Raw genomic sequence first — 19,218 nt, forward strand, 5'->3', positions numbered from 1 at the left:
CCGTCCCGCTCTCTTCGAACACTGTGTCCCGACCCGCCAGTGTGCACTGTCCTTCGTCGCCGCTGGGCAGCCCTGGTCGGGACAGGGTGACACAACTGTGCCGGATCTTCCGTCAGGAGGACGCGCTACGCGGCCGGCCAGGTGCGGTCGGCGACGCCCCGCGGCGCACGTCCGACCAGCTCCGCGAGCCGTTCGAGCCGCCGTCTGCCGACGACACGCAGCGCCGGCCCTCCGGCTTTCTCCGTCAAGAGTGTCGAGGGCAGGCCCGATGTGGCCAACGCTTTTCGCAACGCTTCATGCGTGTCGGGTGCTTCGGGGTCGAGGCCGAGGAAGTACCCGGACTCCACCCACCGGCCCGACGCCAGCGCCCAGAGCCGCAGCGCGCCACCGTCCAGGGTGAGGTCGGCGGGCACGATCTTGCGGTGACCGTCCAGCCACTGCGCGGCCAGCCCGGCCAGATCGGTCCGGAAAGCGGTCGTGACCTGCACTGACCCGTCCTCGTCGAGATCGGCCCTGGCCTGCACGCCGCGCTCGGCCAACGCCGCCACGACGGCGGCGGCACGGGCCCGGCCGTCGACCCCCACCGACACCCGGGCCGCCCGTCCACGGGCGAAGCCCAGCGCCCGGCCGGGCCCGCACAGCAGGCCCGCCAGGTCACCGACGCAAGGCTGTCTCGCCTCGGCCGAGAAGAAGGACAGTTGCCCCACGAAAAGGCAGCGTAGAACACACGTTCGACCGCGGCCAGTCTCCGAAGGGCTGAACCACCAACCCCAACGGCCTCACGTGTATCAGCGGCACCGGATCTCTCCGGCGCGAGTCAGCTGCCGAGGCTCTTCAGCGTCTCGTTCATCTGCACACACTGCGGCGCCTGCTTGAACGCCTCGTTGAGCTTCGGATCGGCCTGGAGCTTCTTGACCTGCTCCTGGAGCTTGGACGGGTCGGTCTGGTCGCCGCCCAACTGCTCCAGCTTGGCGAAGAAGTCCGGGTCGGCCGGGTCCAGCTTCGCCAACTCGGTGTTGAACTCGGCCGACGTCTTGCCCCAGTCGGTGAAGAAGGCGACCACTTCGTCGTGCAGGGCCTGGCTCTCCGGCGAGGGGGCGCCGAGGTCCTTCAGCTTCTCGCCCGCCTCGGACAGCGACTTGCCCGCCTTGCCGCCGTTGTCGAGCAGCGCGGCCTTCAGCACGGCCGGGTTCTCCGCTCCACCCTCGAACATGGTCTTCAGCAGGGCCAGCACGCCCTCGATCGCGGGTTCCATGCCCTCGCAGAACGTGCCGGTCCACTCGATCGGGTCGGCGGTGCCCGCCCCGGCGGCGGCGGTGGCGGTGGTGGTCGTCGTGGTCGTGGACGAGCCCGAGGACGACGAGGACGACGACCCGCCACCACTGCACGCGGTGGTGACCAGGACAGCGGCGAGCGCGCCCGCGAGCGCGACACGGTGCTTCACAAAGCCCCCAAAGATCGGAGAAGGCGAGGCGGCAACCTACTACGACGTGGGTACCGCCGACTCGGACGGCTGCGGCGTCTTCATACCCTGGCAGGCGGGGGCGCTCTCGGCCGCCGCCGTGAGCTCCGGCGACGTCTCCAGCGCCTTGAGGGGCTCGATGAATTCATCCAATCGCTTGATGGCCTCGCCGGCGGCCTGCAGCCCGCCCACCGGGTCGTTGGCGTCCGCCGCCTCGATGGCCGCCTTCGAGTCGGAGAAGTTCTTCGCGATGTCGGTGAACGTGGCCGCCATCTTCTCCACCTGCTCGTCACCGCCGGGCACCGGCGACGGCCCGACCTCGCGCAGCTTGGTGGCGGTCTGGGTGAACGCGTCCGCCATCTGACCCATGTACACGGCCATGTCGGCCTTGCGCTTCGCCGGGTCGCTCCCCTCGAGCGGCGGCGGCGTCTTGGGCGCCGCCGTGTACGACGAGATCGCCGTGCAGACCTTGTCCATGTACACCACCGCCGGCGCGTCGGACGGCACCGTGGACGTCGTGGGCGCGGCGGAGTCACCCCCGGACCCGCACCCGGCGAGCGTCACGACCAAGGCGGTCGCGGCGACCAGCGGCAGAAGTCTCATCAGGGTGCTCCCAACAGTCTTAGGCATCACCCACAGTGTGCCCCCACCTGGCGTATCCCACCCAAACGAAGGCGGGGTGCCCCGGTTGGAGCACCCCGCCTTCACCACAGGTTCACGCGATGGTGGTCACGCTGACGTGGTGGCCTCCGCCGGCGTGTCCGCGATGGCCGTGCCGCGCCGCTTGGACACGACCACGGCCGCCACGATGATCACGACCGCCACGACCGCGATCGTGTACCGGATGCCCGCCGACGCGTCCGCGCCGACCGAGAAGCCGACGATGGCGGGCGCGATCAGCACCGAGACCAGGTTCATCACCTTGATCAGCGGGTTGATGGCCGGACCGGCGGTGTCCTTGAACGGGTCACCGACGGTGTCGCCGATGACGGTGGCGGCGTGCGCGTCGGAGCCCTTGCCGCCGTGGTTGCCGTCCTCGACCAGCTTCTTCGCGTTGTCCCAGGCGCCACCGGAGTTGGCCAGGAACACCGCCATCAGGGTGCCGGTGGCGATCGCGCCGGCCAGGTACCCGGCCAGCGGGCCGACGCCGAGGCCGAAGCCGACCGCGATCGGCGCCAGCACCGCGAGCAGACCGGGAGTGGCCAGTTCGCGCAGCGAGTCCTTCGTGCAGATGTCGACGACCTTGCCGTACTCCGGCTTGACCGAGCCGTCCATGATGCCCGGGTTCTCGCGGAACTGGCGGCGCACCTCGAACACGATCGCGCCCGCCGCACGGGTCACCGCGTTGACCGCGAGACCGGAGAACATGAACACCACGGCCGCGCCGATCAGCAGACCGACCAGCACGTTCGGCGCGAACGCGACGAAGGCGCCGTCCGAGAACTCGCTGCCCACGTCCGCCAGCGCCTTCTCGATGGCGTCCTTGTAGGAGCCGAACAGCGCGGTCGCGGCCAGCACGGCGGTGGCGATCGCGATGCCCTTGGTGATGGCCTTGGTGGTGTTGCCCACCGCGTCGAGCTCGGTGAGGATCTGCGCGCCCTCGCCGTCCACGTCGCCGGACATCTCGGCGATGCCCTGGGCGTTGTCGGACACGGGCCCGAAGGTGTCCATGGCCACGATGACGCCGACGGTGGTGAGCAGGCCGCACCCGGCCAGGGCGACGGCGAACAGCGCCACGATCGCCGAGCCGGACAGCAGGAACGCGCCGTAGACCGCGCCGCCGATGACCAGGGCGGTGTAGACCGCCGACTCGAAGCCGACCGAGATGCCGGAGAGGATGACGGTCGCCGCGCCGGTGAGCGAGGTGCGGCCGACCTCCTTGACCGGCTTGTGCTCGGTGCCGGTGAAGTAGCCGGTCAGCCACAGGATGACGCCCGCCAGCGCGATGCCGATGATCACCGCGATGGCGGCGATCATCGCCGGGTTGCCCTTGGTGCTCGCGTCCGTGGTCGCGCCGGCGAGGTTGAGCCCGGCGAACGAGCTGGGCAGGTAGACGAACGCCGCCACCGTGCACAGCACCGCCGAGATGACCGCGGAGATGTAGAACGAGCGGTTGATCGCCGACAAGCCGCTCTCACCGGTGCGCGCACGGGTGATGTAGACGCCGATGACCGCCGTGAGCACGCCGATCGCGGGCACGATCAGCGGGAACAGCAGGCCTTGCGCGCCGAACGCGGCGGTGCCGAGGATCAGCGAGGCCACCAGGGTGACGGCGTAGGACTCGAACAGGTCGGCCGCCATGCCGGCGCAGTCGCCGACGTTGTCGCCCACGTTGTCCGCGATGGTCGCGGCGTTGCGCGGGTCGTCCTCGGGGATGCCCTGCTCGACCTTGCCGACCAGGTCCGCGCCGACGTCGGCGGCCTTGGTGAAGATGCCGCCGCCGACCCGCATGAACATGGCCAGCAGCGCGGCGCCGAAGCCGAAGCCCTCCAGCACCCGCGGCGCCTGGCCGACGTAGACGAACACCACCAGCGCGGCGCCGAACAGGCCGAGGCCGACGGTGAACATGCCGACCACGCCGCCGGTGCGGAACGCGATCCGCATGGCCTTCTCGCGGCCGCCGGTCTCCCTGGCCGCGGCGGCGACGCGCACGTTCGCGCGGGTCGACAGCCACATGCCGAGGTAGCCGATGATGGCGGAGAACACGGCGCCGACGATGAAGAACAGCGACCTGCCGATGCGCTCCCCCGTGTCCTCGGCGGGAAGCATGAACAGCAGCACGAACACGATGACGACGAAGATGCCGAGCGTTCGGAACTGCCGGTTGAGGTAGGCCGCTGCGCCCTCTTGGACCGCCTTGGCGATGTCCTGCATCTTGGAGGTGCCCTGGCCCGCGGCCAGTACCTCCCGGAGCAGCACATAGCCCACGGCCAGGGCAGCCAGGGCGACCACGGCGACCACGGCCACGAGGCCGCGATCACCTCCGGAGAGCTCTAGGCCCTCCGCGAGGAATTGCCGGGACATCCGTCCTCCTGGTGAGTTTTCCTAACCCAACGTGGGTCACACCCCGCTAGTGTGAGGCGGGTCACTCACGCGACTGTCAGCCCCGACACAACGTGATGCATCCCTCATTGGATGCGATTCGGCGGAGTCTATTCATAGCGCGCAAGTCCACAACGGGGCGTCCCGATCCGTGCACACACCGTTATGTGCGCAGGCTGAGTCTTATCCCTCGTGAGGGGGTCCTTGATGTGCGAAGCTGCGCCCGTGGCGAACCAGGGGCGTCGTTTGCTGGACCGGGTCCTCGCCGGTGTTCCGGCGGGTGAATCGCCGCTGACGCACACCGAAGATCTGCCGCCACGTGCGGCGCAGCCCGCCCCGTGGCCGTCGTGGGCGCCGTCCCCGGTGGTGTCGGCGCTGGTGGAACGCGGTGTGGTGGAACCGTGGCGGCACCAGGTGGAGGCGGCGGAGCACGCGTGGTCAGGGTCACATGTCGTAGTGGCGACGGGCACGGCGTCCGGCAAATCGCTGGCGTACCAATTGCCGGTTCTGAGCGCGTTGACAGTTGATCCGAAGGCAACAGCTCTGTACCTCTCGCCGACGAAGGCGCTGGGCGCGGACCAGTTGAGATCGGTGGACGCGTTGGGCGTGGCGGGGGTGCGCGCGGCGTCGTTCGACGGCGACACGCCGATGGCGGAACGCGATTGGGTGCGGGCGCACGCCAACTGGGTGTTCAGCAACCCCGACATGCTGCACCGGGGCGTGCTGCCCAACCACGCCCGGTGGATCCGGTTCCTGCGCCGGCTGTCGTACGTGGTGGTCGACGAATGTCACACGTACCGGGGTGTTTTCGGTTCGCACGTGGCGTTGTTGTTGCGCCGGTTGCGGCGGATCGCCCAGCGGTACGGCGCGGACCCGGTGTTCGTGCTGGCGTCGGCGACGGTGGCCGATCCGGCGGCGTCGGCCTCGGCGCTGCTCGGTGCGCCGGTCGCGGCGGTGACGGAGGACGGGTCGCCGCGCGCCGGGCGGACGGTGGCGCTGTGGGAGCCGCCGCTGTTGGCCGATCTGGAGGGCGAGCACGGTGCGCCGGTGCGCCGGTCGGCGGGTGCGGAGACGGCGCGAATCCTGGCCGAGCTGGTGGTGGAGGGCGCGCGGTCGTTGGCGTTCGTGCGGTCGCGGGTGGGGGCCGAGCTGACCGCGTTGGGCGCGCGGCGGGTGCTGTCGGAGGTCGATCCGTCGTTGGCCGCGCGGGTGGCCGCTTATCGCGGCGGGTACCTGCCGGAGGAGCGGCGGGCGTTGGAGCGGGCGTTGTCGTCGGGTGAGCTGCTGGGTGTGGCGACGACGAACGCGTTGGAGCTGGGCGTCGACATCGTCGGGTTGGACGCCGTGGTGGTGGCCGGGTTCCCCGGCACGCTGGCGTCGTTCTGGCAGCAAGCCGGGCGGGCCGGGCGGACCGGCGACACGGACGCGCTGGTGGTGTTCGTGGCGCGGGACGACCCGTTGGACACCTACCTGGTGCACAACCCGTCGGCGGTGCTGGACAAACCGGTCGAGGCGACGGTGCTGGACCCGACGAACCCGTACGTGCTGGAGCCGCACTTGGCGTGCGCGGCGGCCGAGCTGCCGTTGACACCAGATTCGCTGGCCTCGTTCGGGGGTGACGCGGCGCTGGCCGTGGTGGAGGACATGACGGCGCGGCGGGTGCTGCGGCGGCGGCCGAACGGCTGGTACTGGACTTCGCACGACCGGCCGCACGCCGACGTGGACATCCGCGGGTCCGGTGGCGAGCAGGTCGTGGTGGTGGAGGCCGATTCGGGGCGGATGCTCGGCACGGTCGATCCCGGCGCGGCGTGCTGGCAGGTGCACTCCGGGGCGGTCTACCTGCACCAGGGCGAGTCGTACGTGGTGGACCACCTCGACTTGGACGGCGGCATCGCGTTCGTGCACGCGGAGCGGCCGGACTGGTCGACGACGGCTCGTGACACCAAGGACATCTCGGTGGTGCGGGTGCTGGAGCAGCGCTCGTACGAGGGGGTGACGGTGTGCCTGGGCGAGGTGGAGGTGACCTCGCAGGTCGTCGGCTACCTGCGGAAACTGCCGTCTGGGCAGGTGATCGACTCGGTGCCGTTGGACCTGCCCGCGCAGACGTTGGTGACGCGGGCGGTCTGGTACACGGTGTCTCCGGAGTTGCTGGGCAGTGCGCCGGGGGGCGCCGGTCTGGCTCCGGCGCGCGTCCCCGGCGCACTGCATGCCGCCGAACACGCGGCGATCGGCCTGCTACCGCTCTTCGCGACCTGTGACCGTTGGGACATCGGCGGAGTCTCGACCGCACTGCACCAGGACACCGGGGAGGCGACGGTGTTCGTGCACGACGGTCATCCCGGGGGAGCCGGGTTCGCCGACCGCGGGTTCAACGCGGTAGTCCCGTGGTTGGTCGCTACTAGGGAGGCCATCGTTGCTTGCGCGTGTCCGGCCGGATGCCCGTCCTGCGTGCAGTCGCCGAAGTGCGGGAACGGCAACGATCCGCTGGACAAGGCGGGCGGGGTGGCCGTGCTGGACGTCGTGCTCGGTGTGGTCGGGGAGAGACGCCACGACATCCGGCACGGCCACCTGGATCAGGACCGGTCGGCGGCGACCAGGCCGTAGTCGGGGGTGGGGTTGGCGGCCTGGAACAGGGCGTCCCGGACCACGCTCGCGTGCGGCAGCTGCCACGCGCAGATCTGCGGCTTGACCCGCCAGTGCACGACGCCGACCTGGCACGGGCTCGGCGGCAGCGGAACGTACTCGCCCTTGCCGTAGTGCTTGACGTCCTCGCTCGTGGCCACCTGGCCGCCGGAGGCGACCAGGAACATCCAGCGGCCTTCCGGAGTGGCCACGATCGGGACCGGGATGCCGGTGGCGCGCAGCTCGACCGCGGCCCGGCGGCCGAGGTCGGCGCCGACCTCGATGGCGTCCACACCGTGACCCGTCGCCAGCAGGATGCTGTAGGAGTGGCCCGCCCACCAGGTGGCGACCTGCTCCGCCTTGGTGCCGATGCGCTCCTGCCAGTCGCGGTGCACCGGAACCGGGCCGTCGTCCTCGACCCCGTTGCGCCCGGCCCACTGCTCACCCGCCGGATAGGTGCCCGGCAGCACAGGCCACCCGTGCCACGCGAGGTTGACCGCCTCTGCGCGCAGCTCGATGCGGAAGGCCCCGCGCCAGCTATCCGACCACTCCATCTTTCGTTCGCCTCCAGTGTTGCGATCCACGACACCGTGTCGGGTCTTGTTCGACACCGTGTCGGTGCCGTCACTTGAACTAACGGCATGACCGGGGGTTTTGGTAACCGTCAGTCGACAACTGGTCGTTGTGGCACGGCGAACGCGGCGTGCGGGGGCGAGCGGCAGAACGCCACCGGGACCGTTCACCCACCGCCAAACCGCGAATCTGCGGTCCTGTGAGTCCGCTCACCGCCGATGGCCGACCGTTCGTCGCGGGGTGTAGGGGTCATCGTTCAGCCGGACCTGCACGGGAGTGGGCGCTGAGCGCGCCGAATGCCCAGGTAGAGCCGGACACCCGCACCGAGACCTCCCATCCGTCCACATCGCACGAGGCCAACCGACCGCCCATCCGCTCGACGACCCACTCGGCGCGTCCGCAGGCGTGGACCGTCCCGGACACCAACTGCCCGGCCGCCGCCAACGCCGCGAGATCGGCCGCCGCGCTCAACCGGTGTCTGGTCACAACGGCTTCGCCGACCTGCACACCGACCACGACCAGCGCGAACCACACCCCGGCGACGGCGACCGCCACAACGGACGCCGCCCCGCGGTCATCCATCCGCCACCCCCGGCTCCAACACCGCGTAGGCACGCGCCCGCAACTCCACGCCCAGGCGCGAGACGCTGACCTCCACCCACGCGGTGTCCCCTTCTTTGTGGACCGCCCACCGGGCCCCTTGAGGCGCGATCGCCTCGACCACGCCGTCAGCTCGCGAGGCGTCACCACGGGCCACCAGCCGAGCCGCCTCACGTGCCGCGTCGGTGCACCGGAGCTGCCCCACCACCGCCATCACGGCGGCGACCCCGAGCGCCAGGACGACGACCAACCCGCACACCGCCACCGCCGCTTCGACCGTCACCCCGCCCCGGTCGTCCCCGAACACCTTCGTCGGGGCGCGGTCGCGCTTCACGCGTCCACCGTGAACGCTCGTTGCAGCAGGCCTTGGAGGTGGTTCAGCGTCCAATCCCCGGTCAACAGCGAGTACAGGAGCATGGCCAGCCCCGCCGCCGCGATCGACGCGATCGCATATTCCACAGTGGACGTTCCACTGTCGTCCAGCACCTTTTCCCGGCTTTGCGACATCTCTCCATCTCCGTCTACTGTGGACTTTCACCAGTTCTCGCTGATGCCGCTGACGAGCCCGATCACCACGGGCAGGACGCCCAGGCACAGGAACGCCGGCAGGAAGCACAGGGCGAGCGGCCCCGCCACGAGCACCGCCGCTCGTTGTGCGCGGGCTTCGGCCTGGTCGGACACCATCGCCCGGGCCTCCGCGGCCAGATCCGCCGCGGCACCGGCCAGGGCCGCGCCGGAACGTGCGGTGCGGCGTGCCGCTCTCGCCAGTGGTGCGGTGTCCGGGTGGTCGAGGGCTCTGGCCCACGCCTTCACCGGGTCCGCGCCCAACGTCAGCAGGTCGACCACCTCGCGGAGGCGTTCGGCCGGTCCCGGCGGGACGCCCGCCACGACGGCTTGCACCGCCCTGGCCACCGGCAGACCAGCCCGTAGCGCGGCCGCGAGGAGGTCCCAGGTCGCCGCTTGGGCGAACGGGTCAGGCGGTCTGGGCTTGGGTTTGGGGTGCCGTCGGGTTTTCGGTTTCAGCCTCGACGCGGCCCTCGGTGGTGGCGGGAACGCGAGGAGCGCCAGGGCGAGCAGCAGCAGGCTCACGCGATCACCTGCCTGGTCAGCCGACCGCTCCACCGCAGCCCGGCGCAGATCAGGACCACTCCGGCGACCAGCAGCACCTGTCCCGGCGCGGTGCCGGTCAGGACGGCCAGCGGGCTCGCGCCGCCGAGTTCGCCGAGCACCACGCCGGCGAGCGGTAGACCGGCCAGGACGGCGGCGCTGACTCGTGGGCCTGCCATCCGGGCGTGGACCTGTCCGGCGAACGCGGTGCGCCGGTCCAGGTCTCGACGGACCGCGTCCAGCACGTCGGCCAACGGCACACCGTGCACCGCCGACAGCCGCCACGCCCGTGCCAACTGGTGGGCGTCCGGGAAGTCGGCGAGCGCCGCTTCCACGTCACCACCACGTGCCGACGTCGCCGCGATCGCCCGCAGGACGTCCGTCGCCGGCGGCTCCGCGTCCTCGGCGGCACCGACGGCGGCCTTGGCCGGGTGGGCACCCGAACGCAGCTCGGCGACGAACGCCTTCAACCCCTCGGCGAGGGCGGCGGACGCCTTCAGGTGGTCGCGTTGTCGTGTGCTCTCCCGGTACGTGCGCCAGACCGTCGAGGCCAGCAACGCGCCCGCGATCGCCCCGCCCACCCCCACCGGGATGCCCAGCGCGGTGCCCGCCAGGACGACGAGCGGATGGTTGGGTTTCGGTGGCTTCCAGTGCGCTTTGGGTCCGCGCTGAAGCCGGGCCAGGCGTCGACGCGCCGCCGAGGACGGCAAGACCAGGAGTGCGGCAGCCAGCAGCAGGAGGCTCATGGCCACCCCACCAGGGATTGGAGCTCTGCGGCGGCTTCCTGCGGGCCTCCGTCACGCCGCCAGGCCGGCCGGACCACCAGCTCGCCGAACCGCCGTGCCAGGACCCCGACCTCGGCGAGGTACCGGGTGCCGTCGCCCGCACGGCGCATGTGCAGCACGACCTTCACCGCCGCGGCGAGTTGGCTGTGCAACGCGTGCCGATCGAGCCCGCCGAGCGCGGCCAACGCCTCCAGCCGAGCCGGGACCTCGGCGGGCGAGTTGGCGTGCAACGTGCCCGCACCACCGTCGTGCCCGGTGTTGAGGGACGACAACAACTCGCACACTTCGGCGCCACGAACCTCGCCGACCACGATCCGATCCGGCCGCATCCGCAACGCCTGCCGGACCAGGTCCCGCATCGTCACCTCACCCGCGCCCTCGACGTTGGGACCGCGCGCCAACAGCCGAACGACCTGCGGGTGGTCGGGCTGCAACTCCCCCGCGTCCTCCACGCACACCACGCGTTCGTGGTGCGGCACGCAGCCGAGCAGGGCGGCAAGGAGCGTCGTCTTACCGGACCCCGTGCCACCGACCACGAGGAACGCCTGGCGGGCCACCACGATCGCCCGGAGCAGGTCGCCGGTCGGCTCGTCGAACGTGCCGCACGCCTGCAGCGCCGCCAGGTCGTGCACAGCCGGACGGAGGATTCGCAACGACAGGCAGGTGAGCGGCGCGATCGGCGGCAGCACGGCGTGCAACCGCACCGACCCGGGCAGCCACCCGTCGACGTAGGGCGCCGCATCGTCCAACCGCCGCCCGGCCGCCACCGCGAGCCGTTGGGCGAGCCGGCGCACAGCGGCTTCGTCGGGAAAGGCGACGTCCGTCCGGCGCAGCCCGGCAACGCCGTCGACCCACACCTGATCCGGCCCGGTGACCAGGACGTCGGTCGTGTCCGGGTCACGCAGGAGCGGTTCGAGCAGGCCGGCCCCGACGAACTCCTGGCGCAACACAGTGAGCGCCCGCTGGACGTCCTCGTCGCCCAGCACCCCACCCGCCTCTCCCCGCACCGCTGCGGCCACGGCGGCGGAGGTGAGGTCGGTGCGCCCATTGGCCAGCCGCTGCCGGACGCGTTCAACCAGATCGTTCACCGCCGACCTCCCCCACCAACGCCGTGCAATGCGGAAGAACGACCCCCGCCACGCACCGCCAACACCTCTCGGGCCGCCTCGACCAACGCACGACGACCGGCATCCGTCTGCCCCTCCCAACCCGCGGACGAAGCCACCGGATGAGGCATGGACAGCTCGGCGAGAACAAGCGCCGACAACAACACCGGACGACAAGTCCGGAACACCGGCACCGGCCGAAACCCGGGATGCCGCTTCACAGTCGGCCTGCGATCACAGCTCACGAGGCACCCCCGACTCACACCGGGCGTGCGTGCGGTCAGTGGGCATGGAGGGCCTCCAAGACTTCTCGGGCCGCCTTCGCCAGCGGGCCGCGGGTGGTTTCCGGGAAGCGGCCGTGGTCCAGGGCCGTTGCCAGCCTTGGTTCCGGGCGCATGGTGGTGAGCAGGGGGACGTCCACGGCTTCCACCACTTGCGCGGTGGACAGGCCACCCGGGGCTGGGCCCCGGACTACCGCCTTCAGCTGCACGCCGCGTTCGCCGGCCTGTTCGACCAGGGTCTTCGCGGCCATGCAGGCCTTCACGTCCGCGGGCACCACCAAGACCGCCAGATCGGCCCGGTCGAGTGCGGCGCAGGCGGCATCGGTCAGTTGGCGCGGCACGTCGCACACGACCGTTCCGCCGGCGCGCCTGCCCGCCTCGATGACCGCGACGACGGCATCCGGTTCCGGGCCCGGGCCGGTCCGACCGCAGGACAACACCGTGAGGCTGCCGCGCCTGCCGGTGCGGCCCGGTAGCGCCGAACGGAGTGCCGCTGCGGGCACGCGGCCGCCGGTCAGCTGCAACGTGGGCCAGCGCAGGCCCTCCTGGCGTTCCGCGCCCAACGTCAGGTCGAGACCGCCGCCCAACGGATCGCAGTCGACCAGCAGGCCGTGCCCGCCCATGGACAGCACGGCCTGCCCCACCGCCACCGACAAGACAGACGCGCCCGCGCCTCCACGGGCGCCCAGGACGGCCAGAACCTTGCCGTCACCAACCGGATCGCCCTCGGCGGCATCGGCCAGCACCGCCCGCAGGCGGTCTTGGTCGGCGGGCAGCTCCAAAACCTGCTCCGCGCCCAGAGCCAGGGCACGCCGCCACGTCGCCGGATCGGGTGGACCGGCGCCGACGACGTGGACACCCGGTCTGCGCGGGAACCCGGCCGCCGCGCACGCGACCACCGCCTCCTCGTCCAGCACCACCGCGGGTGCGCCGTGCCAACGGCCGCGCAACGCGGTCACGTCGACCACGCGTTCCACCTCGCAGCCCACGACCGCCGCCGCGTGCAGCACCTCCTCGACCAGACCCGCTTCGGCCACCAGAGCCACCGGTCGCTTCATCCGCCCTCCCCGTTGTCGATCTACGGGTTCCACGGTGGCGGGCGGTGAGGAAGGACACAACGGTTCATGATCAACATGTGGACAACCGAGCCGACCGTGGACAACCGAGCGGGCCGCGAGCGGTTATGCATGAGTCGTCATGGTCGACGCGGCGGAGGATCGACAGCCGATGCAAGAAGGGGTGCAAGTGCGCGGAGGTCCAGCGCGACACCCCGGAAAACCGACCCCGGACATGGGACGACCCCCGCCAGGGGGGAGGGACGGGGGTCGTCATTGGTTCAGTCCCGGGGGGTCGGACTGAACCTGTCCGGTCGAGCCGGACCCGTCTACTGTATCCCCACAGGACACGGTCATGCGTGTCTTCCGTTAGAGGGACGCGGAAATTTCGGCCGACCGCACACTCAGTTCGTAAAGTAGCGAACAACTACCGGCGGTAGGTCCCGACGCGTCCGCCTTAAGCTTGAGCGGTGACCGAGCACGCCAACGAAGGCAGTCGAGTCGCCGCGTTCTTCGACCTGGACAAGACCGTCATCGCCAAGTCGAGCACGCTGGCGTTCAGCCGGCCCTTCTTCCAAGAGGGCCTGATCAACCGGCGTGCGGTGCTCAAGAGCGCCTACGCGCAGTTCGTGTTCATGCTGGCCGGCGCCGACGCCGACCAGATGGACCGGATGCGCTCGCACATCACCGCGCTCTGCGAGGGCTGGGACGTCGAGCAGGTGCGCTCGATCGTGGACGAGACGCTGCACGACATCGTCGATCCCCTGGTCTACAAAGAGGCCACCCAGCTCATCACCGACCACAAGACCGAGGGCCACGACGTGGTCGTCGTGTCCGCTTCGGGTGAGGAGCTGGTCGCGCCCATCTCCACCATGGTCGGCGCGACGCACAGCGTCGGCACGCGGATGGTGGTCGCGGCCGGCCGCTACTCCGGTGAGGTCGACTTCTACTGCGCGGGCGAGAACAAGGCGATCGCCATCAAGCAGCTCGCCGAGCAGCACGACTACGACCTGAGCAACTGCTACGCCTACTCCGACTCGATCACCGACCTGCCGCTGCTGGAGGCCGTCGGCCACCCGACCGTGGTCAACCCGGACCGCGCGCTGCGCAAGATCGCGGCTCAACGCGGGTGGCCGGTGCTGACGTTCTCCGACCCCGTGTCGCTGCGCGCCCGCATCCCCCGCCCGTCGGGCACCGCGGTCGCCGTGACCGCGATCGGTTTGGGCGCCGCGACGGCCGCGGGCGTGGCCTGGTACGGCCTGCGCAGGCGACGCCGGAGCTGATTCACCCCCGGCTTGCCCCGGTCAGCGGTACCGGCCGCGATCACCGACGCGAAGCCGCCGTCACCAAAGCCTTTCCGCTACTGAACGTCGCTTGACCGGTGCACCCCATCGAGCTCTTGCTGTGACGCCGAACAGCTATTACAAAGGAAGTGCGGACCTCGGGTCGGCCAGGGACGAAGCGGAAGAGAAGCGTCGCCCACCCCGACAGAGCTCCGTGCGCGGACTTCGAGACACCCACGCGCAGCGCGCCGCGGGAGGCTTGTCGTCTAGGGCCTGCGTACCGGGACGCTGGACGCCGAGGCCATGGTGATACGACAGAAGTTGCACGCTTGGTAACTTGCAAGCCCGCGCTGTCGACGGTGGGGCCCCTCACGAGGGGCCCCACCGTCTTTCTGCGTCCAAAGCCCCACCCTTACCCCGAACCGCCCGATCGGGCGACGCTGGGGCCTCCCGAATCTGTCGGTGCTCCCCGCCACAATGCCCACAGAGCGCAACCCGTTGACCCGCCTCTGTGACGTGGGTAACTTGCCGATTGCCGCCACTTAGTGGTGGAAGATTTCCAGTGGGAGGCCGCAGTGCTCCGTCCGCTCGTCGTCGTCGCCTTGGCCGCGGCTTCCGTCGTGGCGCCGTCCGCGCAAGCCGCGCCGGCCGACGCCCAGAACACCGGGACGCAGAACACCGGGGCCCAGAGCCTCACCGCCCTGGTCCAGGGCATGTCGCTGGAGCAGAAGGTCGGCCAGCTGTTCGTCACCTACGTGCACGGCCAGTCGTCGAACGAGGCGCACCCCGGCAACCTGCGCGACTTCGGCGTGGCCACCCCGGCCGAGGTGGTGGCGAAGTTCCAGCCGGGCGGGGTCATCTACTTCAACAACACCAGCTACGACAACATCGACACCCCGCGCCAGATCGCCGCCCTCTCCAACGGCCTCCAGGGGGCGAGCCGCATCCCGCTGGCCATCTCCACCGACCAGGAGATGGGCATCGTCACCCGCATCGGCCTGCCCGCCACCCAGTTCCCCGGCAACATGGCCCTCGGCGCGGGCCGCAGCACGCAGGACGCCGAGCTCGCCGCCCGGATCACCGCCCGTGAACTGCGGGCCATGGGCATCACCCAGAACTTCGCGCCGGACGCGGACGTCAACTCCAACCCGGCGAACCCGGTCATCGGCGTGCGCTCGTACTCCAGCGACCCGGCACTCGCGGCCGAGCTGACCGCCGCCCAGGTGCGCGGCTACCAGGGCCGCGTCCTGTCCCAGCACTCGGTGAGCGCGACCGCCAAGCACTTCCCCGGCCACGGCGACACCGGCCAGGACAGCCACACCACCCTGCCGAAGGTCGACCGGACCGTCGAGGAGTGGCGTGCGGTCGACGCGCCGCCGTTCAAGGCCGCCATCGCCGCGGGCATCGACTCGATCATGACGGCGCACATCCAGATGACGAAGATCGACCCCTCCGGTGAGCCCGCGACGTTGTCCAAGCCCTCCCTGGACCTGCTGCGCGAGGAGCTGGACTTCGACGGCGTCGTCATCACCGACTCGCTGGCCATGGCGGGCGTGCGACAGCTGCACTCCGACGCGGAGATCCCCGTGCTGGCGTTGAAGGCGGGCGTCGACCAACTGCTCATGCCGGTGAACCTCCAGGTGGCGTTCGACAGCGTCATCGCGGCGGTCCGCAACGGTGAGCTGACCGAGCGGCGCATCGACGAGAGCGTGCTGCGGGTGCTGCGGATGAAGTTCCTGCGCGGGATGCTCACCAGCCCGCGGGCCGACGTCGACACCGTCGATTCCGTCCTTGCCACGCCCGAGCACAAGGCCGCCGCCCGGCAGATCGCCGACCGCACCATCACCGCCGTGCGCAACGACGCGGGCGTGCTGCCGCGGCCCACCAAGCCGACGGCCGCGCTGGTCACCGGCTGGGGCGAGACGACGAGCCGCACCCTGGCCACCGCACTCGGCGGCACCGCGCTGCCCACCGGCACCGCGCCGACGGAAGCGCAGATCACCGCCGCCGTCCAGGCCGCCGCCAACGCCGACCTGGTCGTCGTGCTCACCAACGCGCTGTCCCGCCAACCGGCCCAGCAGGACCTGCTGACCAGGCTCCTCGCCACCGGCAAGCCGGTCGTCGCGGTCGCAGCGCAGAACCCGTACGACGTCGCGTACACCGCCGCGCCGACCTGGCTGGCCACCTACTCCTACGGGGTGGCCTCGATGGAATCGCTGGCCAGGGTGATCACCGGTGAGGTCTCACCGGTCGGCACACTGCCGGTCGCGGTGCCCGGACCGACGCCGTACCCGTTCGGCCACGGCGTGGGTTGGTGACCCGGTGGACCGCAGGCACTTCCTCACCGCGGGCGCCCTCGCCGTCCCCGCGCTCGGCGCCCTCAACGCCGACAACACCGCCAACGCCGACAACTCCAACCGCCCGCGCGCCGTCAAGACCGGCGCGGAGCAGTTGGCCGAGGACGGGTGGCAGCGGTTCGCGGGCCTCAAGGTCGGCGTGGTCACCAACCCGACCGGCGTGCTGCGCGACCAGACCCACATCGTGGACTCGATGACAGCCGCCGGCCTGAAGCCGCAGGCCGCGTTCGGCCCGGAGCACGGCTTCCGCGGCTCGGCCCAGGCCGGCGGCTCGGAGGGCGACTACCTCGACCCGCGCACCGGCATCCCGGTCTACGACGCGTACGGCGCGAACGCCACCAAGCTCGCCGACATGGTCGCCAAGGCGGGCGTCGACACGCTCGTCTTCGACATCGCGGACGTGGGCGCGCGCTTCTACACCTACATCTGGACCATGTACACGGCAATGCAGGCCGCCGCCGCGACCGGCGTGCGGTTCGTGGTGCTCGACCGCCCCAACCCGGTCGGCGGCACGGCCCGCGGCCCGCAGCTCGACCCGGCCTACGCGACCGGTGTCGGCCGCAAACCCGTGGTCCAGCAGCACGGCATGACCATCGGCGAGCTGGCCCGGCTGTTCGACGGCGAGTTCCTGCCCACCGACGGCGGCCGGCTCGGCAGCCTCGAAGTGGTCGACGTGAAGGGCTGGAAGCGGGACGACCTGGACTCCGGCCTCCCGTGGATCGCGCCGAGCCCGAACATGCCCACGCACGACACCGCGCTCGTCTACCCCGGCACCTGCCTGTTCGAAGGGCTGGTGTTCTCCGAGGGCCGCGGCACCACCCGCCCGTTCGAGACGATCGGCGCGCCCGGCCTGGACTGGCGATGGGCCGAAGACCTCAACGCGCTGGCACTGCCCGGCGTCCGGTTCCGCGAAACCTATTTCACCCCCACCTTCAACAAGTTCGCCAACAAGCTGTGCGGCGGTGTCGCCCTGCACCTCACCGACGCGCGCCGGTTCGACGCGGTCCGCACCGCGGTGGCCATGATCGTCACGGCGAAGGCCCGCTACCCGGAGGTCTTCGCGTGGCGGCCGGACAACTGGATCGACAAGCTCACCGGCTCGGACCGGCTGCGCCGCATGGTCGACGCGGGCGCGGGCACCGACGAGGTGGTCGGCGCCTGGGCGGAGGAGCTGGCCGCGTTCGAACGCACCCGCCGGCCGTACTTGCGCTACCGGTAGAGGGAGACAGCGATGCGCATCCCCGCCCTGCTGATCGCGACCGCCATGGTCGTGCTCGTCACCTCGCCGGCGCACGCCGACCGCCGGGAGGCCCGCTTCGACCAGCCGCACGAAGGCTGGTCGAACAGCGTGCTCCGACCGGGTACCCCTGAGCGCGTGGGACTCGACCCGGCTCCGCTGGACACCGCACTGGCGCAGATCGAGCGCTACACCGTGCCGGACTCCACGGGCCACCCGCTGTTCTCAGGCGCCGTCACGCTCTTCGCGCACGACGGCGTCGTGGTCACGCACCAGCCGACAGGCTGGGCGCTCCGCTACGGCGACGCCTCGGGCACCGAGCTGCCCGAAGAGCAACGGGTGCCGATGGCACAGGACACGATCTTCGACCTGGCGTCGATCTCCAAGCTGTTCACCTCGATCGTGGTGATGCGACAGCACGAGCTGGGCCGGTTCGGGCTGGACGACCCGGTGGCGCGGCACCTGCCGGAGTTCGCCGTCAACGGCAAGGAGTCGATCACCGTCCGGCAGCTGCTGACCCACACGTCAGGCCTGGTCGCGTGGCTGCCGCTGTGGTCGCAGTACCCGGACGTCCCGTCCCGGATCAAAGCCGTGATGGACACGACGCCCCGCAGCGCGCCCGGCGCCACGTACCTGTACTCGGACCTGAACCTGATCACGCTGGGCGTGCTGGCCGAGAAGTGGTCCGGCAAGAAGCTGGACGAGCTGGTCCGCGAGGACATCGCCCGCCCGCTGGGCCTCCAGGACACCGGCTACAACCCACCGGCGTCGAAGCTCGACCGGATCGCGGCCACCGAGTACCAGGCCGGCCGGGGCATCATCCGCGGCACCGTGCACGACGAAAACGCCTGGTCACTGGGCGGGGTCGCGGGCCACGCGGGCGTCTTCTCCACCGCACGCGAGCTCGCCACCCTCGGCCAGACCATCCTCAACGGCGGTGCCCACGCGGGCAGGCGAATCCTGCGCGAGGACACCGTCCAGCTCATGCTCACCGACTTCAACCAGGCCTTCCCCGGCAACTCGCACGGCCTGGGCTTCGAGCTGGACCAGCGCTGGTACATGGGCGCGCTGACCTCGCCGAGGGCCGCCGGGCACACCGGGTACACGGGCACCACGCTGGTGCTGGACCCGTTGTCGCGGTCGATCGCGATCCTGCTGACCAACCGGGTGCACCCCAGCCGCAACTGGGGCACGATCAACCCGGCGCGGCGCGTGGTGGCCAACGGCCTGGCGCGGGCGCTGGCGGTGAAACCCCGGCACGGCACGGCGTGGACACCGGAGACGGACGGCGGCACGTTGACCACCCGTGACCTCCCGCAGCGGTCCGAGAAGCAGAAACTGTCGTTCCGGGCGTTCGTCGACCTGGACCCCGGCGACAAGATCGTCGTCGAGGCGACTAACGACGGGACCACTTGGCGCGATGTCCAGGTGTTGGCCGGTTACGGGCAGCGGCGGTGGCAGCAGGTCGAGGTCGAGACGGCTTCGGCGGTGCGGTACCGCTGGCGGTACGTCCGGGGCACGGGCTTCTACGGCGCACGCGGTGCGTACGTGGACGCCGTGCGCGTCACCGACCAACGGGGCGTGGCACTCGACGGGGAGCGGGAACCAGCGGGTCTGCACCCCGAAGGGTGGCTGCCTGCGGACAGTTAGTGACATACGGACCGCAAGATCCACCAACCGGTCAGTTTGAGTCACATTTGGGGTGAGT

At 70.9% G+C, this 19,218-nt stretch carries 17 protein-coding genes; 5 read left to right on the forward strand and 12 right to left on the reverse strand.

The window, feature by feature from the left end; all coding sequences use genetic code 11:
- Nucleotides 1-125: 125 nt before the first annotated feature.
- The 4 genes from ALI22I_RS37400 to ALI22I_RS37415 form a co-directional block, all read right to left on the reverse strand.
- Nucleotides 126-707, reverse strand: a complete 582-nt coding sequence (locus ALI22I_RS37400) for a hypothetical protein (protein ID WP_077010329.1) — start codon at nucleotides 705-707, stop codon at nucleotides 126-128.
- Between the two features lie 110 nt (nucleotides 708-817).
- Nucleotides 818-1,444 carry a hypothetical protein gene (locus ALI22I_RS37405; protein WP_077010330.1) on the reverse strand — a complete coding sequence of 209 codons (627 nt, stop codon included), beginning with the start codon at nucleotides 1,442-1,444 and terminating at the stop codon, nucleotides 818-820.
- A 39-nt stretch (nucleotides 1,445-1,483) separates the two neighbouring features.
- Nucleotides 1,484-2,065 (reverse strand): hypothetical protein, encoded by a 582-nt coding sequence (locus ALI22I_RS37410; RefSeq protein ID WP_077010331.1) that lies wholly within the window; start codon nucleotides 2,063-2,065, stop codon nucleotides 1,484-1,486.
- A 126-nt stretch (nucleotides 2,066-2,191) separates the two neighbouring features.
- The gene (locus tag ALI22I_RS37415; RefSeq protein ID WP_077010332.1) at nucleotides 2,192-4,486 is read right to left on the reverse strand and encodes a sodium-translocating pyrophosphatase; all 2,295 of its coding nucleotides are present in this window, start codon (nucleotides 4,484-4,486) and stop codon (nucleotides 2,192-2,194) included.
- Nucleotides 4,487-4,711: 225 nt separating this feature from the next.
- Here ALI22I_RS37415 and ALI22I_RS37420 point away from each other — a divergent pair, with 225 nt between their 5' ends.
- Nucleotides 4,712-7,108 carry a DEAD/DEAH box helicase gene (locus ALI22I_RS37420; RefSeq protein WP_077010333.1) on the forward strand — a complete coding sequence of 799 codons (2,397 nt, stop codon included), beginning with the start codon at nucleotides 4,712-4,714 and terminating at the stop codon, nucleotides 7,106-7,108.
- On the opposite strand, the gene ALI22I_RS37425 is transcribed toward ALI22I_RS37420, so the two are convergent.
- The 8 genes from ALI22I_RS37425 to ssd form a co-directional block, all read right to left on the reverse strand.
- A complete protein-coding gene (locus ALI22I_RS37425) occupies nucleotides 7,078-7,680 on the reverse strand; it encodes a bifunctional DNA primase/polymerase (RefSeq protein WP_077010334.1) in 603 nt (200 codons plus the stop codon). The genes ALI22I_RS37420 and ALI22I_RS37425 overlap by 31 nt on opposite strands.
- Nucleotides 7,681-7,948: 268 nt before the next feature.
- The gene (locus ALI22I_RS37430; protein ID WP_077010335.1) at nucleotides 7,949-8,281 is read right to left on the reverse strand and encodes an Rv3654c family TadE-like protein; all 333 of its coding nucleotides are present in this window, start codon (nucleotides 8,279-8,281) and stop codon (nucleotides 7,949-7,951) included.
- On the reverse strand, nucleotides 8,274-8,633 hold the full coding sequence (locus tag ALI22I_RS37435; RefSeq protein ID WP_238598760.1) for a TadE family type IV pilus minor pilin: 360 nt from the start codon (nucleotides 8,631-8,633) through the stop codon (nucleotides 8,274-8,276). Before ALI22I_RS37435 ends, ALI22I_RS37430 begins: the two co-directional genes overlap by 8 nt.
- Nucleotides 8,630-8,806: a DUF4244 domain-containing protein gene (locus tag ALI22I_RS37440; protein WP_077010336.1), complete on the reverse strand. Its 177-nt coding sequence runs from the start codon at nucleotides 8,804-8,806 to the stop codon at nucleotides 8,630-8,632. Before ALI22I_RS37440 ends, ALI22I_RS37435 begins: the two co-directional genes overlap by 4 nt.
- Nucleotides 8,807-8,833: 27 nt before the next feature.
- Nucleotides 8,834-9,388 carry a type II secretion system F family protein gene (locus ALI22I_RS37445; RefSeq protein WP_077010337.1) on the reverse strand — a complete coding sequence of 185 codons (555 nt, stop codon included), beginning with the start codon at nucleotides 9,386-9,388 and terminating at the stop codon, nucleotides 8,834-8,836.
- Complete coding sequence (locus ALI22I_RS37450; protein ID WP_077011120.1) at nucleotides 9,385-10,152, reverse strand: type II secretion system F family protein; 768 nt, start codon at nucleotides 10,150-10,152, stop codon at nucleotides 9,385-9,387. The genes ALI22I_RS37445 and ALI22I_RS37450 overlap by 4 nt, the downstream gene beginning before the upstream one ends.
- Nucleotides 10,149-11,279, reverse strand: coding sequence for a TadA family conjugal transfer-associated ATPase (locus ALI22I_RS37455; protein WP_077010338.1), 1,131 nt, complete (start codon nucleotides 11,277-11,279; stop codon nucleotides 10,149-10,151). Before ALI22I_RS37455 ends, ALI22I_RS37450 begins: the two co-directional genes overlap by 4 nt.
- Nucleotides 11,280-11,577: 298 nt before the next feature.
- Nucleotides 11,578-12,636 (reverse strand): septum site-determining protein Ssd, encoded by a 1,059-nt coding sequence (ssd, locus tag ALI22I_RS37460; protein WP_077010339.1) that lies wholly within the window; start codon nucleotides 12,634-12,636, stop codon nucleotides 11,578-11,580.
- A gap of 467 nt (nucleotides 12,637-13,103) precedes the next feature.
- Here ssd and ALI22I_RS37465 point away from each other — a divergent pair, with 467 nt between their 5' ends.
- From ALI22I_RS37465 to ALI22I_RS37480, 4 genes are all read left to right on the forward strand, one after another.
- Nucleotides 13,104-13,916, forward strand: a complete 813-nt coding sequence (locus tag ALI22I_RS37465; protein WP_077010340.1) for an HAD-IB family hydrolase — start codon at nucleotides 13,104-13,106, stop codon at nucleotides 13,914-13,916.
- 575 nt (nucleotides 13,917-14,491) lie between these two features.
- Nucleotides 14,492-16,234 (forward strand): glycoside hydrolase family 3 protein, encoded by a 1,743-nt coding sequence (locus ALI22I_RS37470; RefSeq protein WP_077011121.1) that lies wholly within the window; start codon nucleotides 14,492-14,494, stop codon nucleotides 16,232-16,234.
- 4 nt (nucleotides 16,235-16,238) lie between these two features.
- Entirely contained in the window at nucleotides 16,239-17,492 is a 1,254-nt protein-coding gene (locus ALI22I_RS37475) for an exo-beta-N-acetylmuramidase NamZ family protein (protein ID WP_077010341.1), read from the forward strand.
- 12 nt (nucleotides 17,493-17,504) lie between these two features.
- Nucleotides 17,505-19,160, forward strand: coding sequence for a serine hydrolase domain-containing protein (locus tag ALI22I_RS37480; protein ID WP_077010342.1), 1,656 nt, complete (start codon nucleotides 17,505-17,507; stop codon nucleotides 19,158-19,160).
- Nucleotides 19,161-19,218 lie beyond the last annotated feature (58 nt).

It is taken from the genome of Saccharothrix sp. ALI-22-I, from assembly GCF_001984175.1.
GTDB lineage: Bacteria > Actinomycetota > Actinomycetes > Mycobacteriales > Pseudonocardiaceae > Actinosynnema.

Bases quoted from the DNA above. Each gene is read 5' to 3' on its own strand.
- ALI22I_RS37410 (WP_077010331.1), bottom strand. From the start codon at position 2,065: ATGAGACTTCTGCCGCTGGTCGCCGCGACCGCCTTGGTCGTGACGCTC.
- ALI22I_RS37420 (WP_077010333.1), top strand. From the start codon at position 4,712: ATGTGCGAAGCTGCGCCCGTGGCGAACCAGGGGCGTCGTTTGCTGGAC.
- ALI22I_RS37450 (WP_077011120.1), bottom strand. From the start codon at position 10,152: ATGAGCCTCCTGCTGCTGGCTGCCGCACTCCTGGTCTTGCCGTCCTCG.
- ALI22I_RS37480 (WP_077010342.1), top strand. From the start codon at position 17,505: ATGCGCATCCCCGCCCTGCTGATCGCGACCGCCATGGTCGTGCTCGTC.
- ssd (WP_077010339.1), bottom strand. From the start codon at position 12,636: ATGAAGCGACCGGTGGCTCTGGTGGCCGAAGCGGGTCTGGTCGAGGAG.
- ALI22I_RS37440 (WP_077010336.1), bottom strand. From the start codon at position 8,806: ATGTCGCAAAGCCGGGAAAAGGTGCTGGACGACAGTGGAACGTCCACT.
- ALI22I_RS37425 (WP_077010334.1), bottom strand. From the start codon at position 7,680: ATGGAGTGGTCGGATAGCTGGCGCGGGGCCTTCCGCATCGAGCTGCGC.
- ALI22I_RS37415 (WP_077010332.1), bottom strand. From the start codon at position 4,486: ATGTCCCGGCAATTCCTCGCGGAGGGCCTAGAGCTCTCCGGAGGTGAT.
- ALI22I_RS37430 (WP_077010335.1), bottom strand. From the start codon at position 8,281: ATGGATGACCGCGGGGCGGCGTCCGTTGTGGCGGTCGCCGTCGCCGGG.